The 19,297-nt window shown below is 59.0% G+C and carries 23 protein-coding genes; 7 read left to right on the top strand and 16 right to left on the bottom strand.

Annotation, left to right across the window (positions count from 1 at the left end):
* The first annotated feature begins 199 nt into the window (after positions 1–199).
* Entirely contained in the window at positions 200–1,015 is an 816-nt protein-coding gene (metQ, locus tag J0F90_RS09855) for a methionine ABC transporter substrate-binding lipoprotein MetQ (RefSeq protein WP_033640648.1), read from the top strand.
* Positions 1,016–1,061: 46 nt separating this feature from the next.
* Here metQ and J0F90_RS09850 read toward each other — a convergent pair whose 3' ends face one another.
* From J0F90_RS09850 to J0F90_RS09830, 5 genes are all read right to left on the bottom strand, one after another.
* Positions 1,062–1,826, bottom strand: a complete 765-nt coding sequence (locus J0F90_RS09850) for an SDR family oxidoreductase (protein WP_033640649.1) — start codon at positions 1,824–1,826, stop codon at positions 1,062–1,064.
* Positions 1,827–1,965: 139 nt separating this feature from the next.
* Positions 1,966–2,886, bottom strand: coding sequence for a sugar ABC transporter substrate-binding protein (locus J0F90_RS09845; RefSeq protein WP_033640650.1), 921 nt, complete (start codon positions 2,884–2,886; stop codon positions 1,966–1,968).
* A gap of 63 nt (positions 2,887–2,949) precedes the next feature.
* Positions 2,950–3,990 (bottom strand): ABC transporter permease, encoded by a 1,041-nt coding sequence (locus J0F90_RS09840; protein WP_025160279.1) that lies wholly within the window; start codon positions 3,988–3,990, stop codon positions 2,950–2,952.
* Between the two features lie 15 nt (positions 3,991–4,005).
* Positions 4,006–5,490: a sugar ABC transporter ATP-binding protein gene (locus J0F90_RS09835; RefSeq protein ID WP_033640651.1), complete on the bottom strand. Its 1,485-nt coding sequence runs from the start codon at positions 5,488–5,490 to the stop codon at positions 4,006–4,008.
* A gap of 75 nt (positions 5,491–5,565) precedes the next feature.
* Positions 5,566–6,495, bottom strand: a complete 930-nt coding sequence (locus J0F90_RS09830) for a sugar ABC transporter substrate-binding protein (RefSeq protein ID WP_033640652.1) — start codon at positions 6,493–6,495, stop codon at positions 5,566–5,568.
* Positions 6,496–6,979: 484 nt separating this feature from the next.
* Here J0F90_RS09830 and J0F90_RS09825 point away from each other — a divergent pair, with 484 nt between their 5' ends.
* The 3 genes from J0F90_RS09825 (at position 6,980) to dcuR (ending at position 10,273) form a co-directional block, all read left to right on the top strand.
* Entirely contained in the window at positions 6,980–7,822 is an 843-nt protein-coding gene (locus J0F90_RS09825; protein WP_033640653.1) for a class I fructose-bisphosphate aldolase, read from the top strand.
* A gap of 125 nt (positions 7,823–7,947) precedes the next feature.
* Positions 7,948–9,561 (top strand): sensor histidine kinase, encoded by a 1,614-nt coding sequence (locus tag J0F90_RS09820; protein WP_033640654.1) that lies wholly within the window; start codon positions 7,948–7,950, stop codon positions 9,559–9,561.
* A complete protein-coding gene (gene dcuR, locus J0F90_RS09815; RefSeq protein ID WP_033640656.1) occupies positions 9,554–10,273 on the top strand; it encodes a two-component system response regulator DcuR in 720 nt (239 codons plus the stop codon). The genes J0F90_RS09820 and dcuR overlap by 8 nt, the downstream gene beginning before the upstream one ends.
* A gap of 37 nt (positions 10,274–10,310) precedes the next feature.
* On the opposite strand, the gene J0F90_RS09810 is transcribed toward dcuR, so the two are convergent.
* From J0F90_RS09810 to J0F90_RS09790, 5 genes are all read right to left on the bottom strand, one after another.
* A complete protein-coding gene (locus J0F90_RS09810; protein ID WP_016928131.1) occupies positions 10,311–10,646 on the bottom strand; it encodes a hypothetical protein in 336 nt (111 codons plus the stop codon).
* Positions 10,647–10,694: 48 nt separating this feature from the next.
* Complete coding sequence (locus J0F90_RS09805) at positions 10,695–11,000, bottom strand: hypothetical protein (RefSeq protein WP_016928132.1); 306 nt, start codon at positions 10,998–11,000, stop codon at positions 10,695–10,697.
* Positions 11,001–11,171: 171 nt separating this feature from the next.
* Positions 11,172–11,390, bottom strand: a complete 219-nt coding sequence (locus tag J0F90_RS09800) for a hypothetical protein (protein ID WP_033640657.1) — start codon at positions 11,388–11,390, stop codon at positions 11,172–11,174.
* A 226-nt stretch (positions 11,391–11,616) separates the two neighbouring features.
* On the bottom strand, positions 11,617–12,816 hold the full coding sequence (fabV, locus tag J0F90_RS09795; RefSeq protein WP_016928134.1) for an enoyl-ACP reductase FabV: 1,200 nt from the start codon (positions 12,814–12,816) through the stop codon (positions 11,617–11,619).
* A 183-nt stretch (positions 12,817–12,999) separates the two neighbouring features.
* Positions 13,000–13,350 carry a DUF4377 domain-containing protein gene (locus tag J0F90_RS09790; RefSeq protein ID WP_033640658.1) on the bottom strand — a complete coding sequence of 117 codons (351 nt, stop codon included), beginning with the start codon at positions 13,348–13,350 and terminating at the stop codon, positions 13,000–13,002.
* A gap of 248 nt (positions 13,351–13,598) precedes the next feature.
* On the opposite strand from J0F90_RS09790, the gene J0F90_RS09785 reads away from it, so the two are divergent.
* Positions 13,599–13,949: a hypothetical protein gene (locus J0F90_RS09785; RefSeq protein ID WP_033640660.1), complete on the top strand. Its 351-nt coding sequence runs from the start codon at positions 13,599–13,601 to the stop codon at positions 13,947–13,949.
* 74 nt (positions 13,950–14,023) lie between these two features.
* A complete protein-coding gene (locus tag J0F90_RS09780) occupies positions 14,024–14,242 on the top strand; it encodes a hypothetical protein (protein ID WP_033640661.1) in 219 nt (72 codons plus the stop codon).
* On the opposite strand, the gene J0F90_RS09775 is transcribed toward J0F90_RS09780, so the two are convergent.
* From J0F90_RS09775 to ftnA, 5 genes are all read right to left on the bottom strand, one after another.
* The gene (locus tag J0F90_RS09775) at positions 14,239–14,643 is read right to left on the bottom strand and encodes a hypothetical protein (RefSeq protein ID WP_033640663.1); all 405 of its coding nucleotides are present in this window, start codon (positions 14,641–14,643) and stop codon (positions 14,239–14,241) included. The two genes, J0F90_RS09780 and J0F90_RS09775, sit on opposite strands and share 4 nt — an antisense overlap.
* 489 nt (positions 14,644–15,132) lie before the next feature.
* Positions 15,133–15,474 (bottom strand): YebY family protein, encoded by a 342-nt coding sequence (locus J0F90_RS09770; RefSeq protein WP_004940890.1) that lies wholly within the window; start codon positions 15,472–15,474, stop codon positions 15,133–15,135.
* A 69-nt stretch (positions 15,475–15,543) separates the two neighbouring features.
* Positions 15,544–16,425 carry a copper homeostasis membrane protein CopD gene (gene copD / locus J0F90_RS09765; RefSeq protein ID WP_033640664.1) on the bottom strand — a complete coding sequence of 294 codons (882 nt, stop codon included), beginning with the start codon at positions 16,423–16,425 and terminating at the stop codon, positions 15,544–15,546.
* A gap of 2 nt (positions 16,426–16,427) precedes the next feature.
* The gene (yobA, locus tag J0F90_RS09760) at positions 16,428–16,844 is read right to left on the bottom strand and encodes a CopC domain-containing protein YobA (protein WP_042706245.1); all 417 of its coding nucleotides are present in this window, start codon (positions 16,842–16,844) and stop codon (positions 16,428–16,430) included.
* 292 nt (positions 16,845–17,136) lie between these two features.
* Positions 17,137–17,655, bottom strand: coding sequence for a non-heme ferritin (gene ftnA, locus J0F90_RS09755; protein ID WP_015377481.1), 519 nt, complete (start codon positions 17,653–17,655; stop codon positions 17,137–17,139).
* A gap of 344 nt (positions 17,656–17,999) precedes the next feature.
* Here ftnA and J0F90_RS09750 point away from each other — a divergent pair, with 344 nt between their 5' ends.
* On the top strand, positions 18,000–18,230 hold the full coding sequence (locus J0F90_RS09750) for a DNA polymerase III subunit theta (protein WP_016928156.1): 231 nt from the start codon (positions 18,000–18,002) through the stop codon (positions 18,228–18,230).
* Positions 18,231–18,261: 31 nt separating this feature from the next.
* Here the strand turns inward: J0F90_RS09750 and pip are convergent, their stop codons facing one another.
* The gene (gene pip, locus J0F90_RS09745; RefSeq protein WP_033641435.1) at positions 18,262–19,215 is read right to left on the bottom strand and encodes a prolyl aminopeptidase; all 954 of its coding nucleotides are present in this window, start codon (positions 19,213–19,215) and stop codon (positions 18,262–18,264) included.
* Positions 19,216–19,297: the final 82 nt, after the last annotated feature.

Genomic DNA, 19,297 nt, shown 5'->3' with positions numbered 1-19,297 from the left:
CGGGCCAACGGCTATCATAATAAGCCCGCCGATTCGCCGTCAAAACAATCCGCACCGCGCCGGGCAGCGGCCGCTCATAGCTAATCGCTATGAGTCATAGTGAATCAGTATTTTGTTTTAGCCCAGCGATTACCTACAGTCACTGCCACTATTCTGCCCGCCAAAATTAGCAGGCAATGTTGACAAGGACCCTGGGAAAATGACATTTACGCTGAAAAACCTCACGTTGGCGCTGGCCGCCGCCGGCACGCTGCTGCTGACCGCCTGCGGCCCGACCGCACAGGACGAGCACCACATCAAGGTCGGCATCAGCGCCGGCATCGATCAGTCGCTGTGGGCGGTGGTGCAGAAGGTCGCCAAGCAAAAATACGATCTGGACGTGGAGGTGGTGACCTTCAACGATTACGTGCTGCCGAACGAAGCGCTGAACAATGGCGATCTGGACGTCAACGCCTTCCAGCACAAGCCTTACCTGGACAAGCAGATGCAGGAACGTGGCTACAAGCTGGCGGCGGTGGGCAATACCTTCGTCTACCCGATCGCCGGGTATTCGAAGAAGATAACCGCACTCAGCCAGTTGCCGGACGGCGCGCAGGTGGCGGTGCCTAACGATCCGACCAACCTGGGCCGTTCGCTGCTGCTGTTGCAAAAACAGGGGCTGATTACCCTGAAAGACGGCGTCGGCCTGCTGCCGACCGCGCTGGATATCGTCAGCAACCCGAAAAAGCTGAAGATCGTCGAGGTTGAAGCGCCGCAACTGCCGCGCGCGCTGGACGACCAACAGGTGACGCTGGCGATCATCAACACCAACTATTCCAGCCAGATTGGCCTGTCGCCGGCCAAGGACGGGCTGTTTGTCGAAGACAAAAACTCGCCTTACGTCAACATCTTCGCCAGCCGCATCGACAACAAAGACAGCGAGAAAGTGAAGGATCTGGTCAAGGCCTACCAGACTGATGAAGTGGCGGCCAGCGCCGCCGACATCTACAAAGGTGACGCCGTCAAAGGCTGGTAAATCTCTCCCGTATGCCCGTGGCGCCAGGCCACGGGCCATGCCAACCTCAGCCGCGCTGAATGGACACGCCGCCGTCCACCAGCATCGCGGTGCCGGTGACGAATGAGGAAGCGTCAGACGCCAGATACAGCGCCGCCTGCGCGATCTCCTCCGGCATCGCCAGCCGCTTCAGCGCGTGCAGATCGGCCACCTGCGCCAGCGCCTCCGGGGTATTGCTCATCTGCCGGCCCATCGCCGTGTCGGTGCCCCCCGGCAGCAGCGCGTTCACCCGAATGCCGCGCCCGCCAAACTCCACCGCCAGCGCCTGCGTCAGGCCGATCAGCCCCGATTTGCCGGCCGCATAGGCTGCCGTGCCGGGAAACGCCGCGGTGTGGCCGACGAACGTGGAGGTGAAAATCACCGAGCCCGCGCCGCGCGCCAGCATGGCGGGAATTTGATGCTTGGCGCCGTAATAGGCGCTGGACAGGTTGGTTTCCAGCACCTCGCGCCATTCTGACGCGCTGAGCGCCAGCGACGGCCCCAGCGGCCCCAAGGTGCCGGCGTTGTTGAAGGCGATATCCAGCCCGCCGAATTCGTCGACCGCCGTCGCCGTCAGCCGTTCGGCGAAGGCTTCGTCGCGCACGTCACCCACCACCGCCAATGCTCGGCCGCCCTCGCGCCGAATGTCCTCCACCAACTCGGCCAACAGCGGCGCGCGCCGGGCGCCCAACACCAGCGCTGCCCCCTGCCGGGCGAACAGCAGCGCCGCCGCTTTGCCGATCCCCGAACTGGCGCCGCCGATCACCGCCACCTTGCCGTTTAATGCATTCATCGCTCATCCTCACGCGGTTTAAAGATCCTCAGTGTGAGGCAAGATCCCGCGCCGCGCTGGCCGCAAGCGGACATGTAACTGACGCCAATAAAAAAGGCGCTGCAAGCAGCGCCCCGGCAACGCGAACCTGGCGGTTAACTCACGGCCTGGCCGCGTATTTTCCCTGATTGGCCGGCGTCACCAGCTCGAACGGGATCCAGTAATACGGCTCGAGCTTTTCACCGTTGATCATGCGCTGCGCCACATCGACCGAGGCCTTGCCCTGGCCGACCGCGTCCTGGAACACCGTGACCTGCATCTTGCCGGAGGCCAGCGCCTTGAGGCCGTCGGGCGTGGCGTCGATGCCGCCGATCAGCACTTTCTTGTCCGCCTTGCCCGCCTGCTGCAGCGCCATGATCGCGCCGATCGCCATCTCGTCGTTGTTGGCGGCGACGATGTCGATCGCTTCGCCGTTGGTCAGCCAGTTCATCATCAGATCCATGCCTTCACTGCGTGAATAGTTGGCGCTCTGCTTCTGCACCACCTTCATTTTCGGGTACCTGGCCACCACCTGCTCCACGTCTTTGGTGCGCTGCAGCGCGCCGGCGTCGGTCAGGTTGCCGATCATCACCGCCACGTTGCCCTGATAGTTGGCCAGCCGCGCCAACTCTTCCATCTGCAGCGTGCCGGATTCCCGCTCGTCGGAGCCGACGAACACCACGCCCTGCGGCAGTTTGGCGTCGCCCGGCGTGCGGTTCACGTACACCAGCGGCACGCCGGCGGCCTGCACCATTTTGGTCATTACCGGCGTGCTGGCCGAGTTGACCGGATCGACGATAATCGCGTCCACCCCGGCGCTGATAAAACTCTGCACCTGATCGGTCTGGCGGCCGACGTCGCCGCGCGCGTCCTCGAACTGCACGGTAATGCCGCGCGCCTTGGCCTCCTTGTCGATCGCCTGGCGGATAATGGTGAGGAAGTTCTGGTCGAAATAGGCCATCGATACGCCGATGGTTTGCGCCCATGCCGGGGTGGACGCACACAGCGCCACCGCCAGCCACAGCCCTTTCAGGTAATTCATGATGTGCCCCCCGGTAAAAAAACGCCGCCGGCCAACCTTGGCGCCGGCGGCAATTCACGGCAATCAGTGTTTTTTGCGGTTGCGACGCATGTCGATCGACACGGCGGCGACGATAATCACGCCTTTGATGATGTCCTGAATGTAAGAATCGACGCCGATAAAGGTGAAACCGCTTTTGATAAGGCCGAGGATCACCGCGCCGATCAGCGTGCCGGTGATGCGCCCGACGCCGCCCATCAGGCTGCTGCCGCCGATCACCGCCGCGGCGATGGCGTCCAGCTCGTACGACATCCCCATGCTCGACTGGCCGCTGCTGACGCGCGCCGCCAGCACCACGCCCGCCAGTCCCGCCAACCCGCCGGCGATGGTGTAAACCGTCACCAGATATTTGTTGACGTTGATGCCGGACACCCGCGCCGAGGTCATATTGCCGCCGATGGCGTAGATGTATTTGCCGTAGCGGGTGTGTTTGAGCGCGATATGGAAGATCACCGCAATCACCAGGAAGATGATCACCGGCATCGCGCCCTGGCCGATTGACGTGAAGCCGTCCGACAGGAAGCTGACCGGATTGCCCTTGGTGTAGTACTGCGCCAGACCGCGCGCCGATACCATCATCCCCAGCGTGGCGATGAACGGCGGAATGCCGGTGCGGGTGATCAGGAAGCCGTTGATAAAGCCGCAGACAATGCCCACCCCAATCCCCGCGCCGATCGGGATCGCCGCCGGCAGATCGAGCAGCCCCGGGTACATCGGCGAAATGCTGTCCGAGGTCTGCGCCAGGCTGGCCGCCACCACCGCGGTCAGCGCAATCAGCGAACCGGAGGAGAGATCGATGCCGGTGGTGATGATCACCTGGGTGACGCCCACCGCGATGATGCCGATGATCGCCACCTGCAGCACGATCAGCAGCAGGCGGTTCGGGTTCAGCAGGAACGACTGATCGCGCATGTACCAGCCGAGGATTTCGAAGATCAGCGCGATGCCGATCATCACGATGAAGATGCCGGTATCCTTCGGCATTTTGCCGCTCAGCCCGGAGAACAGCGTTCCCTTGCCCGTTGAATCGGCGGAGAGCGGCTTCTCAATCTTTACGTTACTCATGATGTTCACCCTTCGTTATTCTGAGGCCAGCGCCAGGATCTTCTCCTGGTCCGCGTCGTCTTTGTCCAAAATGCCGGTGATGCGGCCGCCGTGCATCACCATCACCCGGTCGCTCATGCCGAGGATCTCCGGCAGCTCGGAGGAGACCAAAATGATGGCGACGCCGCGGTTGGCCAGCTCGCTGATCAGGCGGTAGATTTCCGCTTTCGCCCCCACGTCGATGCCGCGCGTCGGTTCGTCGAGGATCAGAATTTTCGGCTGCGCCAGCAGCCAGCGCGCGATCAGCACCTTCTGTTGGTTGCCGCCGCTGAGGTTATTGATGATCTGATCCATGGTCGGCGTTTTGATGTTGAGTTTTTTGATCTGATCCATGCAGTCTTTGGCCATCTGCACGTGGCTGACGAAACCGTTCTTGCCGATGTATTCCGACAGGTTGACGATGCTCATGTTCTCGACCACCGACAGCACCAGAAACAGGCCGGATTTCTTGCGGTCTTCGGTGAGAAACGCCAGCCCGCTCTCGATCGCCTTCGCCGGGGAATCGACCTTCACCGCCTGGCCTTCGATAAAGATCTCGCCGCCGTCCGCCGGGTGCATGCCGAACAGGCTTTCCATCACTTCGCTGCGCCCGGCGCCCACCAGCCCGGCGACGCCGAGGATCTCGCCGCGTTTGACGCTGAACGACACGTCATGGAACCAGCCGCTGCGGCGCAGCCCCGCTACCCGCAGCACTTCCTCGCCGATATTGTTGTTGAATTTGGGGAACATCTGCGTCAGTTCGCGCCCCACCATCATGGTGATCAGCGACTGTTTGGTCAGGTTTTCGGTTTTGTCGCAGGCGATGAAGGTGCCGTCGCGGAAAATGCTCACTTCGTCGGTGATGGCGAAGATCTCGTCCATCTTGTGGCTGATATAGATGATGCCTTTGCCCTGCTCGCGCAGTTCGCGGATGATGGCGAACAGATGCACCACTTCACCTTCGGTCAGCGCCGAGGTCGGTTCGTCCATGATCAAGACGTCGGCGTTGTAGGACACCGCCTTGGCGATCTCCACCATCTGCTGGTTGGCGATGCTCAGATCACCCACCAGCGTGTCCGGCTGCAGTTTGATGTTCAGCCGCGCCAGCAGCTCGCGGGTGTTCTCGTTCAGCTGTTCGTGGTTGACGAACCCCAACCGCGCCGGCTCGCGCCCCAGCCAGATGTTTTCCGCCACCGTCATGTAAGGCACCAGGTTCAGCTCCTGGTGGATCATGGAAATGCCCGAATGCAGCGCCTGCAGCGTGTCGCTGAAGGTGACCGGCCGACCTTTGATTTTTATCGAGCCTTCATCCGGGTGGTAGATGCCGATCAGGCATTTCATCAGCGTCGATTTGCCCGCGCCGTTTTCTCCCATCAGCGCATGCACGCTGCCGGGTTTGATTTTAATCGAGACCTTATCCAGCGCTTTGACGCCGGGGAACTGCTTGCTGATGCCTTCGGCCTCAAGAACATAAGGGTACATACCGCTTACCTCCGCACTGACCCACGTTTTCCGCCGCGCTCGCCCCACACCGGCGCCCGCGGCGGGCTTCAAGGCTTATTTCTTGTTTTTATCGGCGAATTGCTGGTAATTGGCCTGAGTGATCAGCTGGTAAGGGATCAACACGTTGCTTTCCACTTTTTCGCCTTTCACCAGCTGAACGGCGGTCTGCACCGCGCCCTCGCCCTGGCCTTTGGCGTCCTGGAACACGCTCAGCGCCAGATCGCCCTTTTTGATGAACTCCAGCGCGTCCGGCGTGCCGTCAACGCCGGCCACCAGCACGCCGGGTTTTTTGGCTTGCTTCAGCGCCAAAATAGCGCCGATGGCCATTTCGTCGTTGTTGGAGGCGATGGCGTCGATCTGCTGGCCGGACAAAATCCAGTCGGTGGTGACGTCCACCGCCTCTTTGCGGAAGAACTTGGCGGTTTGCTTGTCGACTATTTTGATGCCGGGATAGTTGGCCGCCACTTCTTCCACGCCGCGGGTGCGGTCGCGCGTGGCTTCGCTCGACAGCTCGCCCATCAGGATCATCACGTTGCCCTTGCCGTTCATCAGCTTGGCCAGCGCTTCCATCTGCAGTTTGCCGGCCAGCTTGGAGTCGGATCCGACGTAGGCCATGCCGGCCGGCAGCGCCACTTCCGGCTTGCGGTTGACGAACACCAGCGGGATCTTGGCGTTCTCGGCCAGTTTGATCATCGGCTTGACGCCCTGGGTATCCACCGGGTTGAGGATGATGGCGTCGACGCCCTGGCTGACGAAGTTTTCGATTTGTTGAATTTGCTGCGCGATGTCGCCCTTGGCGTCTTCGAACTGGCCGCTGACGTTGCCGTCGGCTTTCATTTTGCTTTGCATCGACTGGCGCAGAATGGTGAGGAAGTTGTCATCGAAGTAAGCCATGGAAACGCCGATCTTGATGTCTTTCGCCAACACGCTGGCCGGCAGCATGCACATCAGTACCGAGGCGGCGATCAGTTTCTTCAGCTTCATGTTCGTTACCCTTTAATCGTTAGAATGAAGAGGTCTGTTGGTTGACAGCTAATGAAAAATATTTTTTACATTCAAACAACAATACGGTCGGTGTTATCCCTTTGATACGGCGAAATTACCGCGTTATCGCCGTATTAAGGCCGTGAACAAAATGGTGATCGATATCTCAAAACAGATTAAAAACAATCAATTGAAATAAACCCCTGGAGGAGAAAGCCGCGTCCTCGCCGCTTTTTTAAATGTTTATTTCATAATTTAGATTATTGAAACTTTTTAACCCAAACAAGCGAAACATGCGTTTTGGAATGGCTTATTAACAAAAACATGACATGGATCTAACAAATGAAATGAAAGCCGCCCGCGAGCGTTCCCCTTTCGTGCGCCGGCAAAAACTGCGAGCGGGCGCGCAGTTTGCGGTTTCCGCGTTTCCCGACCATCCTTACTCGGCAATAATGGACATATCCCTATCTCAGGAGGACCTGACATGCAGCTCAGCAGTAAGGTGCGGATGAACCGCCTGTTCAACAACGGCAAGTGCCTGGACGTGGCGATCGATCACGGCATCGCCAACGAACCGGATTTCTTAATCGGCCTGGAAGATATCGAACGGGTGATGGGCAACCTGATCGCCGCGCGCCCCGACGCCATTCAGGTCAACTACGGCCAGGCGGATCTGCTGCAGCGCGCGCCGCAGCGCGAAAAGCCGGCGCTGGTGCTGCGCACCGACGTCGGCAACGCCTATAACGCCGCGCGCCACCGTGAGATGTGGGCGGTGTTGCACAATCCGGAAGCGCCGATCCTGGCCGCGCTGCAAATGGACGCCGCCGCGGTGGTGGTCAACCTGTATATGATCCCGGATGAACCCGGCATTTTCCGCCAATGCGTAGAGAACATCGGCCGCCTGCGCCACGCCTGCGACCGCTACGCCATGCCGCTGATGATCGAACCGCTGGTGATGGCCCCGGCCGGCCAGGGCGCCGCCTACGGATCGCTGGGTGACGTGGAGAAGATCGTGCCGCTGGTGCGGCTGGCGCGCGAGCTGGGCGCCGACATCATCAAGGCCGATCCGACCGATCGGGTGGAAGATTTCCACCGCGTGGTGGAAGCGGCGCGCTGCCCGACGCTGGTGCGCGGCGGCGGCAAGGGTGAGCTGGGCCCGGTGCTGGAGAAATCCGCCGCGCTGATGGCGCAGGGCGCCTCCGGCATGGTCTATGGCCGCAACGTCTATCAACACAGCAACCCGTCGCAGGTGGTGCGCGCCCTGATGGCGATCATCCATCAGGGCGCCAGCGGCCAACAGGCGCTGGAGATCTACCACCAGCAGTAACCCGCTTTTGTAACTAAAATAACCCCCCGCTCCCCCGGCAGCATGCTATAACCTGCTGCCGGTAACTGCAGCTTGCCGCATTCCTCGCTAGAATACGCCGTGATATCGCCATTCGGAGAACCGCCATGCCAAAACAACGGGTGCCGCTCAAGCTGAGCACCTCCATCACGCTGATGGTGTCCGCCATCATCGCTTCGGTGCTGCTGGTGGTGTTCGCGCTGTTTTTCGTGCAGATGAGCCGCGAGGGGCAAGATCAGCTGCAGCAAAAAGCCATCGCCGTCGCCAACACGCTGGCGCTCTCCAACACCGTGATCGACGGCTTGCAGCGGCGCGATCAAAGCGGCGCCATTCAGCGCTTCGCCGAGCAGGTGCGCCATCAAAACGAGCTGTTGTTCGTGGTGGTGGTGGATATGCGGGGCATCCGCTATTCGCACCCTAAACCCTGGCTGATCGGCAAGCATTTTATCGGCGACGATCTGGCGCCCGCGCTGCAAGGCAACGTCAACAGCGCCATCAACCGCGGCACGCTGGCCCCGGCGCTGCGGGTGTTCGTGCCGGTGTATGACGATCAGAAAAAACAAATCGGCGTGGTGGCGCTCGGCATCGCGCTGGACACCGTGCAGCGGGTGGTGGCGGAGAGCCGTTGGATCATCTATTGGACCATCGCCTTCGCCGCGCTGGTCGGAAGCCTGGGCACCTTTTTCCTGGTCTCTGCGCTCAAACGCATCATGCTGGGTTTCGAGCCCTACGAAATCTCCAACCTGTTCGAACAGCGCAACGCCATGCTGCAGTCGATTAAAGAAGGCGTGATCGCGGTCGATAATGAATCTCGCATCACCATCGTCAATGACGAAGCCAAGCGCCTGCTGCGCCAGAGCGGGCCGGTGGAAAACCTGCTGCTGGAAGCCGCCAGCAAGCATTGGCCGGCGCAGCTGCATCTGGCGGAGGTGCTGGCCAGCGGCGAACCGCTGCGCGATCGACAGATCAGCTTCAACGGCAGCGAACTGCTGACCAATACCGTGCCGGTGATCGTCAACGGCCAGGTGACCGGCGCCATCGCCACCTTCCGCGACAAAACCGAAGTCAGCCGCCTGCTGCAGCGGCTGAGCGGCATGGCGCACTACGCCGACGCCCTGCGGGTGCAGTCGCACGAATTTATGAACAAGCTGCATGTGATACTCGGCATGCTGCACATGAAGGCCTATCAACAGTTGGAAAACTACATCATCAACACCGCCAGCAACTACCAGGAAGAGATCGGCGCGCTGCTGCGCAAGATCCATTCGCCGGAAGTGGCGGGCTTCTTCATCGGCAAGATCAGCCGCGCCCACGAGGCCGGCATCGAACTGACCATTGAGGAAACCAGCCTGCTGCCGGAAACCGACGATGCGGAGACCACCCACGTGCTGATCAGCGTGCTCGGCAACCTGATCGAAAACGCCATCGACGCCATCGACGGCGTTGAGGGCCACGAGATCGGCCTGAGCTTCCATCATCACGACGATCAATTACACTGTATCGTCAGCGACGACGGCCCCGGCATCGATCCGGCGATCGGCGCGCGCATCTTCGAACACGGATTTTCCACCAAGGGAACGGGACGCGGCATCGGCCTGGCGCTGATCCGCAGCCATCTGGAGAAACTGGGCGGCAGCATCGATTTCGAATCCGAACCGGGCGAGCTGACCCAATTTTTCGTGCACCTTCCCTATCAGGCCAAGAGCAGAGCCCATGATTAACGTACTGATTGTCGACGACGACCCGATGGTGGCGGAGCTGAACAAATACTATCTGAGCCAGGTCGGTGGTTTTCACTGCCAGGCGACGGTCGCCACTCTGAGCCAGGCGCGCGCCCTGCTGGCCGATGCCAGCGTCAGCATCGATCTGGTGTTGCTGGATATCTACATGCAGCAGGAGAACGGGCTGGATCTGCTGCCCGGCCTGCGTGAACTCGGCGAGAAGACCGATGTGATCATCATCTCCTCCGCCAGCGACGTGAACACGGTGCAAAAAGCGCTGCACTACGGCGTGGTGGATTATCTGATCAAACCGTTCCAGTTCAGCCGCTTTAAGGAGGCGCTGAGCCACTACCGGCAACAGTCCCAGCTCTTGGCGCAGCGCGAGTTTTCGCAGGCCGACGTCGACAGCTTGCTGCGCCGCCAGCCCGGCGGCCAGGAGAGCAAAAAGCTGCCGAAGGGCCTGACCAGCATCACCCTGAGCACGGTGTGCGAGTGGATCGAACAGGAGCACGACAGCGAATTCTCCACCGACAACCTGGCCAACGCCATTGGCATTTCGCGAGTGTCCTGCCGCAAGTACCTCATCTATCTGGCGGAGAGCGGTATCCTCGGCACCCGTATTCTGTACGGCGCCACCGGCCGACCGGTCTATCTGTATCAGCTGAAGCCGGACGCGATCGCCATGCTGAAAGAGCATTGCCGCCCGGCCTAAACGACGTCGGGCGCAGAAAGCGCCCGGACGTTGAAGGTTAGAAGTTGTGCCTGTAACACTTCGCCTCGGGGTGAGGATCTTTCGAGTGTCTCCGCAGGCAGCGCTGCTTTTTCTGCTGCTGTTCCAGATTCCGCTGCTGCCGCTCGGCGGTCTCAGCGGCTTCGCGCTGCTGTTCGCGTGCAATCGCCTGCTCGTTGGCCAGCGTCAGGTTATCGACATTCCACACCTTGTGGCGCAATGCGTCGCGCTTTTTCTGGTACTCCTCGGTGACCTTACTGTCCTTCGGCGCCGCCGCATGGTATTCCAGATCCACCCGCGCCTGCGCGAAGCTGGAACAACACAAGGCCACGCCGGCCAACACGATCCTTTTCATCAATGACTCCTTTTACATTACATCGCTTGACTCTGCGCACACGCCGGCTCAGCAACCGTTCGGCGATGCCGTCGGCTTTTCCTCTGAACGGGAGACGCGCTGCCCGCCGGTGACGGGCGCCTTGCCGGGCTCGATAGCGCACTCCGCCAACCGCGCCAGCTCTTCCGCATCGCGCTCCGTCGGCGGCGCTTCCTCGCTTATTTCCTGCCGCAGATCCTGCGCCAGCGCTTTCAGGCGCTTTTGAAACAGCACCGGCGACACCCCTTCGCACGGCCTGTCGTAGCGCGCTGCGCCGGCGCTTTGGCTTAGCGGCGGCAACAGCAAGAGAAAGATCGCGGCCATGTTCTTCGTCATGGGCAACTCCTTTGATTACGCCGAAATAAACCGGCGGTTCCCTATAAGGAAAACGAATTGTCTGCTAACGCAATGAATGGTCAAGCCACGGCAGAATAACGCAGGAAAGGTAAACCCTCCGACAATATCGGCAGAATGCGCGCATTAATTTGGCTGAATATATTTAGCGGTTTAACGATCGAATATTTTCGACCCATCTAACGTGCCGCCAATACCGATATTCCCTTCATGCAATACCGACGAGGCAGACTCACCCGCCATGATGCGTTGCCGCTGTTCCCGCGTGGCCGGCTGGGGCTGAGACCAGTCTGGGGACGTCGACGTCGGCTGGATCGCGCCGCAGCCGCTCAACAAAAACAACGATACCGTGGCACAATAACGCCATGTCATAGTTTTCTCCTTAAAGGAAATAAAATAACCGCAGCCGGCGGCAAGGGTAAATAAAAAATGACTTTCTTTAGTTTAATAACCGCCGTTATTTCACCTTCCGACCGCCGATGTTAACCACTCGGTTCCTCTGTTAACCCGAAATAAACATTTTCGCTTAGCCAGCCGATAATTCGCAGGCAATAAAAAAGGCCGGGCTAACCCGACCTTGTTTGACCGCTCGACGCGCTTAGACCAGCTCGATCACATCGAAATTGGCTTCGCCGCTCAGATCGGCGTCGTAGTCAACGCCCTGCAGACCGAAGCCGAACAGGCGCAGGAATTCCGCCTTGTAGCCCTGGTAATCCGTCAGTTCGTTGATGTTGTTGTCGTTCAGCTGCCGCCAGATTTCACGACAGGTTTCCTGCACTTCGTCGCGCAGTTCCCAGTCATCCAGACGCAGACGGTGCTTCTCGTCGGTGTCCGGCGCCGCGCCGCTGTACAGCTTGGTGGCGAACAGACGCTGGATCTGCTCGATGCAGCCTTCGTGAATGCCCTGTTCCTTCATGATTTTGAACACGATGGAGATATACAGCGGCATCACCGGAATGGCGGAGGAAGCCTGAGTCACTACCGACTTGAGCACCGCAACGTAAGCCGCGCCGCCTTTGGCCTGCAGCTTCTGGTTGATGGCGTGCGCCGCGCGATCCAGATCTTCTTTCGCCTTGCCCAGCGTGCCGTGCCAGTAAATTGGCCAGGTTAGATCGGTACCGATGTAGGAGTAAGCGACCGACTGCGCGTTATCCGCCAGCACGCCCGCTTCGTCCAGCGCGTCCATCCACAGCTGCCAGTCTTGGCCGCCCATCACCTTCACGGTGTCGGCGATTTCTTGCTCGTTGGCCGGCTCGACCACGGCTTCAACCAGCACGTCTTTGTTGGTGTCCAGTGCGACGGATTTGTATGGCTCGCCGATCGGCTTCAGTGCGGAACGCACCACTTCGCCGGTTTCCGGCATCTTACGCACCGGCGAAGCCAGCGAGTAAACCACCAGGTCAACCTGGCCCAGGTCTTTTTTGATCAGATCGATCACGGTCTGACGGCACTCGTTGGAGAATGCGTCGCCGTTGATGCTTTTCGCGTACAGGCCTTCTTCTTTAGCTGCCTTGTCGAAACCGGCGGAGTTGTACCAACCGGCGGAACCGGTTTTGCCTTCGCTGCCAGGCTTCTCGAAAAATACGCCGATGGTGGCCGCACCGCTGCCGAAAGCGGCATTGATGCGCGAGGCCAGACCGTAACCGGTGGAAGCACCAATGACCAGCACCTTTTTAGGCCCGTTTTTCAGTTCGCCGCGCGACTTAACGTAGGCGATTTGCTCACGGACGTTGGCTTCACAGCCTGCCGGGTGAGCGGTGGTGCAGATAAAACCACGAATTTTAGGTTTGATAATCATAGTAATTTTTTCTTGGTAGCTAAAAACCGAAGGACAATATACCTGATTTTCTCAATATACTTAAGAAAGTGCGAAAACAAGCGCAGTGAACAGACCAGTCGGAAAGCCCGCCGCCGAGACATGTCATGATGGCAAAGGGATAATCATGGCAGGCCGGGTTGCGATTACCCGGCCAGTCGAGAGTCACGCCTTGTTCTTTTCCAACTGCTCAATCAGCGTGTAACGCAGCGATGAGGCGTCGGCCGGCACGTTCTCCACCGGAGTGACGCGCACTTTCAATCGATACTGATAGCCCGGTTCGAAAATGAAGCCCTCGATGCCTGTATAGAACAACTCCCACGGCTGCTGCGCGGAGCGGCGCACCTGCATGCACTTCATCGGGCCGACGCCCACGCAGTCCACCAGCGCGCTGTTCACCAGCAACACTTCCGTTTGGCCGCCTTTCTCGTTTGCGGGCTGATTCATCGAGGTTCCCTCCTGGCTGCAGCCGGCCAGCGCGGCCAGCGCAACAAATAACAACGCTTTAATTTTCAATGTACTGCACCAATAGTCATCCAGGGGCGCCATGCTAACAAATTAACCGGCTCAAGAGAACGGATAGCGATGCGGATCCACACATCCAAAATATCATTCCTCTGTGCCCTATCAGACTGGAAAATATCGCAAAATAAACCCCCTGTTCTTATCCGAACCGGTAATTACCCCCGCTATTTTTTCTGTTAAAAACAGCTGGCTTGCGCAAGCTTTACTGAATTTAACTGAATCGATAAAGAGGGAATTTTATGCAAGAGATCGATGCCAAACACTTTCACCTGATCGCCGGCGCCGGTAACTTTGCCGACAACCGCGGCAGCAATGGCCGCGTCAACAACAACGGCGGCAACAAGAACGGGGGCGGGTCATCCAATCAGGGATTCTACGGCAAGCACACCTCGCCGGATTGCGTTAACGGCGTGATCACCGGCTCTCTGGGCGGCCTTGGCGGCCTGGCGGTGGGCGCGCTCAACGGCGGCTGCTTCAAGGAAGGCAGCAAAGGCGGCGGCAACGTCGGCATGGGGAAAGGCGGCAACAAAAACAGCGGCAGCAACTGCAATAACAATAGCAGTAAAGGCGGCAATACCTGTTCGCGCTAAGCGGTTTTAATTAATCAAAGCTCCGGCTGAGCCTCTCCGTTCGGTCGGCGCTTTCCGTATTTTTGGTGATAACCATGTTTAAACTGTTTCGTACCTTATGCCTGCTGCTCGGCTTCTGGATCGCCACCCTGCTGCTCAGCGGCGCGGGGGTCTCCTTTACCCACGGCTATGCCGCGCCTAAAAATCTGTCGCATTTCGTCGTCTCTCTGGTGGTGGTCGGCGCCATCCTGCTGTGGATCCATAAATTGCTGCGGTTCTTTTTTGCCGAGAAATTTGAGAAGAAACCGCGTTAAGCCGTGTTCTCGTTGGAGGCGCCGCCCGCAACGATAAAACCGGCATCGCGAATCGCCGCTTTAACCTGCCTGGCGTCCATCACGGCCGTTTTCACATAGCCAAAAAAGGCCACCCGTGCGCTGGGCAAACGGATTGGCGTCGCCAGTTGAGCCATCAGTTCACGATTGCGCTGCGCCATCAGCTCGGCGCGCGCCTGCCAAAACGCGGCCGGTTCGGAGGGAGCTTCAGTGGCGGTTTCGAACCGAGACGCCAACTCGCTTAGCGCCTCCCACTCCGCCAACAGGGCGGCAACCACTTCAGGATTAGCCACCTGCCCCCAGTCAGAGGGTAAGGCCCCCTCACGCCACGCCTCGAGATAGCCGGGCAACATCATCTTTAATTGATTCAGTTGCTCGTTCACTGCGGGTTACCTTTTATAGCGCCTGATGCCGGGATATTTCCCATAATGACACTCTCGTTAAACCGTTGATGGGAGCAATGGCCGAAGCTTATCAGCGCCATAGATGACGTAATGACTTTTGGTGCGGCTAAATTAGCGATAGGTGCGGTGGGTGTGTGGAGCCGGAGATCGGGTTGAAATGTGACGACGGGAAAGAGAAACCAGAAATTTATTGGCGCTTTAAGTGGAATTTCCTTATAAATCAATCACACAAAAAAAGACCGAATACGATTCCTATATTCGGTCTAGGGAAATGGCTCTTGGGAGAGAGCCGTGCGCTAAAAGTTGGCATTTAATGCAGGGCTTGTTCAGCCGTGCACTTTAAGAGTAGCCTACCGCGCCAGTTTTGCCAGCCGCCCGGCGGCCGCGTGATAGTTTCGTGACGAAATAACTATGCGGCAAATGCGCATCAATCTGCGCACGCTGGGCAAGGCGTTGGCAAACAAGCGGTTAGTCAGCGCACAGCTTCTCGGCGCGCTCGATAAACGGCGCCATGCTCATTTTTTTCCCCGGTTCGGCAGGGTCGTCCAGCAGGATCACCTCCAGCGGCTGCGCGCGCTGATGGCCCTTCTTCACCTGCTGCTCCGCCGCGTCGTTGAGCGGGTATTGCATCAGGGTGCTGTTATTGAGCACGAACAGCGCGCCGCCGCTGCGGCACTGCAGCGTCACTTCTTCCTTGGTGAACGCCCACTGTTTGCCGTACTCCAGTTTGGTGATGTTCACCAATTTGTCTGCCGCCAGCGCGCCGGTCGCGGTTGCCAGCAGCGTAATGCCGAGTAATACCGATTTCATGTGATGGCCTTAAGGTTGCTATTCGCGCCGATTTTCCCGCAGCTTGCCCGGTTGCGGCAAGCTGAAATGTCATACCGGCGCATAGGTTGCAAATAAACTGACCAGCAGCAGCACCGCCATCCCCAACCCGACTTCGAGCCAGCAGGCCAGCACCACGCCGCGCTGCGCCAGCGCCGGTACGCGGCTCATCGCCGGCACGATGGCGTAGCGATTGGCCAGCGCCACCATCACCATCAGCGCCACCAGCGCGGTTTTGATCAGCAGCAGGCGCTGATAAGGCGAGCTGAGGTTGAGCGGCCAACCGCCGAGAATGATCAGGCTGTTGACGATGCCGGTGACGATCACCGCCGCCACCGCCAGGTGCCCCCAGCGCGAGAAACGGATCAGCGTGGTGATGGCGTCGCTGCGCCACTGCGGCGGAGGCAGGTAACGCAGGCAAACCAGCAGCGGCGCCAGGCTGCCGAACCAGTAACCGGCGGCCAGCAGGTGCACCGCATGGTTGGCGCGGTGCAGCGCGCCCAACGCGCCTTCATGCATCGCCGCGTGGCCGATAAACGCCAGGCTCACCAGCAGCAGCGCCGAGCACAGCGCCAACGCCTGTGCGCGCGGCCGTTCCGGCAGCAGCAGGCTCAGGATCGCCAGCAGCGACAGGCCCAGATGCCAGCGCCACACTTCGCCGAAGGTGGTGCCGAGCACCGCCCACCAGACCTCCAGCCGCCAGGCGTCTTCCCAACCGTCGCCCATCTGCCCGGCCTGAATGGCCAGCAGCGCCACGGCGGAAAGCCCGGCAATCCAGGTGCCGGCAAGCAGCAGCGGACGCACATCGCGGGAGAGGATCGGGGAGAGGCGCTGCGGTGACAATAAGGCGGTGAACAGACTGATGCCGAACATCAGCATCACCGCCGCAAAGTGCACCAAGCGACACAGAACGAACAGGGTCGCCAGAGTCACGATCAGTTTACGGTGAAGCTGTACTGGCCTTTGGTTTTATGCCCGTCGACCGACACCACATGCCAGCTGACGTTGTATTTGCCCGCGCTCAGCTCGCTTTCGATCGGCACGTTGACCTGGGTGTTGTTGTTCGGATCGAGCTGCAGCTTGCCGGTTTTCACCACGGCGTTGTCCGGGCCGGTGATTTTCACGCCGCTGAAGTTTGGTTCGATGCCTTCGGAGAAGCTGAGGGTCAGCGCCTTCGGCGCCGGGCTGACGCTGGCGTCGGCCTTCGGCGTTTCCACTTTCAGGTGGGCGTGCGCCAGCGCTTGCTGCGAAGACAGGCCGACGAACAGAACGAAAACGGTGGAAAGCAGGCGACAGGAGGAACGAATTTTACCGATCACAGTGGTATCCCTTAACAATATAAAGAGGGTCATAAGGGTTAAGGCCACAGCCAAGGCGATGTATCAGCGGCCCCAACCCACCGCAATGATTGCGCCACGGGTAAACAGAAAACGGGTTGTATCGGCTAACCCGCTGTTTTGACTCTACCATCCCTGTAGCGTATCGCGGTAAATCATAACGACCACGCTGCGGCAAGTCGAGCGCATCACTGGCATTTTGCGATCCGGCAGCACGTATCGCCGCATAACCGCGATAAACGCAGGGTAAAAAAAAACCGCGCGTCAGGCTCGCCCGCGCGCGGTTTTTTCGATGTTCTGATGCAGATCAGGCCTGGTCGTTGCCGCCCTGGCCCATCGCGCCCATTTTCTTCAGATCTTTGTCGATGAAGAACAGGCCCTTGCCGCTGGTGCCCACCAGCGCCAGCTTGTCCAGCACGGATTTGAACAGTTTCTCTTCTTCATGCTGCTCCGCCACGTACCACTGCAGGAAGTTGAAGGTGGAGTAATCGTGTGCGGTCATGGCGGCGTGCGCCAGTTCGTTGATCTGACGAGTGATCAGCTGTTCGTGTTCGTAGGTCTGCTGGAACACGTCCGCCAGCGATTCGAACGCTACCGGCGGCGCGGCGATGGTGCCCAGCAGCGGCAGAGAGCCGGTGTCGCTCAGATAGTCGAATAAACGTTGCATATGCTGCATCTCTTCCTGAGAATGCTCCTTAAGAAATGCGGCGGCGCCTTCAAAGCCTTTATCGCTGCACCATGCGCTCATCTGCAGATACAGGTTGGCGGAGTAGAACTCCAGATTCAGTTGCTCATTCAGCTTTTGAGTCATTTCTTGCGTCAGCATAATGATTCCTTTTATTTTGCAGGTCATGAATTTAATTTCCGCGCATTATGCCCTGCTGCCGTAAAAATAAAAACACCTTATTTACACTCAAATCACATTAATTATAAAAACTATAAATATCAATAAATTAAAATATTTCACCTGCATTGAGAATTCACATGATAATTATTTTCATCTTTTATTTTAATCAAAAAGCGAATCATTCTTATTTAAAAGAATAAATAGATTGCATTACTGCTGGATAAATATCGCTCCCGACAACGGCGTAATGGGCTTGCCAAGCGCCGCCGGGTGGATTACCTTCTGCGCAGATTCAATGCGGCAAAGTAAGTAAGGAGCATAGCGTGGGTTACAATCTGGCCGAGCTGTCCAAAGAAGAGATGGACAGGGTGAATGTGGATCTCGCCGCCTCAGGCGTGGCGTATAAAGAGCGCTACAACATGCCGGTGATCCCGGAAGTGGTGGAGCGCGAGCAACCGGAAGCGCTGCGCGACTATTTTCGCGAGCGCGTGGCGCACTACCGCGCGGAATCCCACAAGTTTTCGCGCCTGCCGTACGAACCGAAGGCTAAATAGAAAAACCCGCCGTTACGGCGGGTTTTTTGCGTCACTTGCCGGCAAACCGGTCGGTGGCGATCATCAGCTGGTGCAAAATGCCCGGCTCATCATACGAATGCCCCGCCCCTTCCACGATATGCAGCTCCGCCTCCGGCCAGGCCTTGGCCAGGTCCCAGGCGTTCTGCACCTGGCAGGCCATGTCATAGCGGCCGTGGACGATCACCGCCGGAATATGGCGGATCAGCGGCACGTTGCGCAGCAGTTGATCGTCGCTTTCCAGGAAGCCCAGATGGGTGAAGTAGTGGTTTTCAATGCGGGCGAACGCCAGCGCGAAATCATCCTCGCCGAACGAAGCGGATTCGCGGCTCGGCAACAGCGTGACCGTCTCCCCTTCCCACACGCTCCAAAGTTTGGCCGCTTCAAGCTGCACCTGCGGATCGGCCGAGGTCAGCCGCTGCCGGTAGGCGGCGATCACGTCTTTACGCTCGTCATCCGATAGGATGGACAGCACGCGCTCCCATTTTTCCGGGAAGAAGCGCGAAGCGCCGTCCTGGTAATACCAATGCAGCTCCTGCTTACGCAGGGTGAAGATGCCGCGCAGCACCATCTCACTGACGCGCTCCGGGTGCGTTTGCGCATAAGCGAGCGCCAGCGTCGATCCCCAGGAACCGCCGAACACCAACCATTGATCGACGCCGGCCATTTCGCGCAGCCGCTCGATATCGGCTACCAAATGCCAGGTGGTGTTGTTGTCCAGGCTGGCATGCGGACGGGAGCGGCCGCAACCGCGCTGATCGAACAGCAGCACCTTGTAGCGTTCGGGATCGAACAGCTGACGATGATGCGGGGAGATGCCGCCGCCCGGCCCGCCGTGAATGAATACCGCCGGTTTACCGTTCGGGTTACCGCTCAGCTCCCAGTAGATCCGGTGGCCATCCCCAGTATCCAGCCAACCGCTGTCGTATGCCGCTAACGGCGGGTACAAACCTCGTAATTGTTCCATGGCGCTTTCCGTCTCTCTGTGAGTCATGCTTTCATCAAAGCGGAAGCCGCCCGGCAGGTCAACGGTAAAACCCGAAAACTCG

The organism is Serratia marcescens subsp. marcescens ATCC 13880, from assembly GCF_017299535.1.
GTDB lineage: Bacteria > Pseudomonadota > Gammaproteobacteria > Enterobacterales > Enterobacteriaceae > Serratia > Serratia marcescens.
The sequence above is the reverse complement of the archived record's forward strand: the minus strand, read 5'-3'. Positions and strand labels throughout refer to the sequence as shown.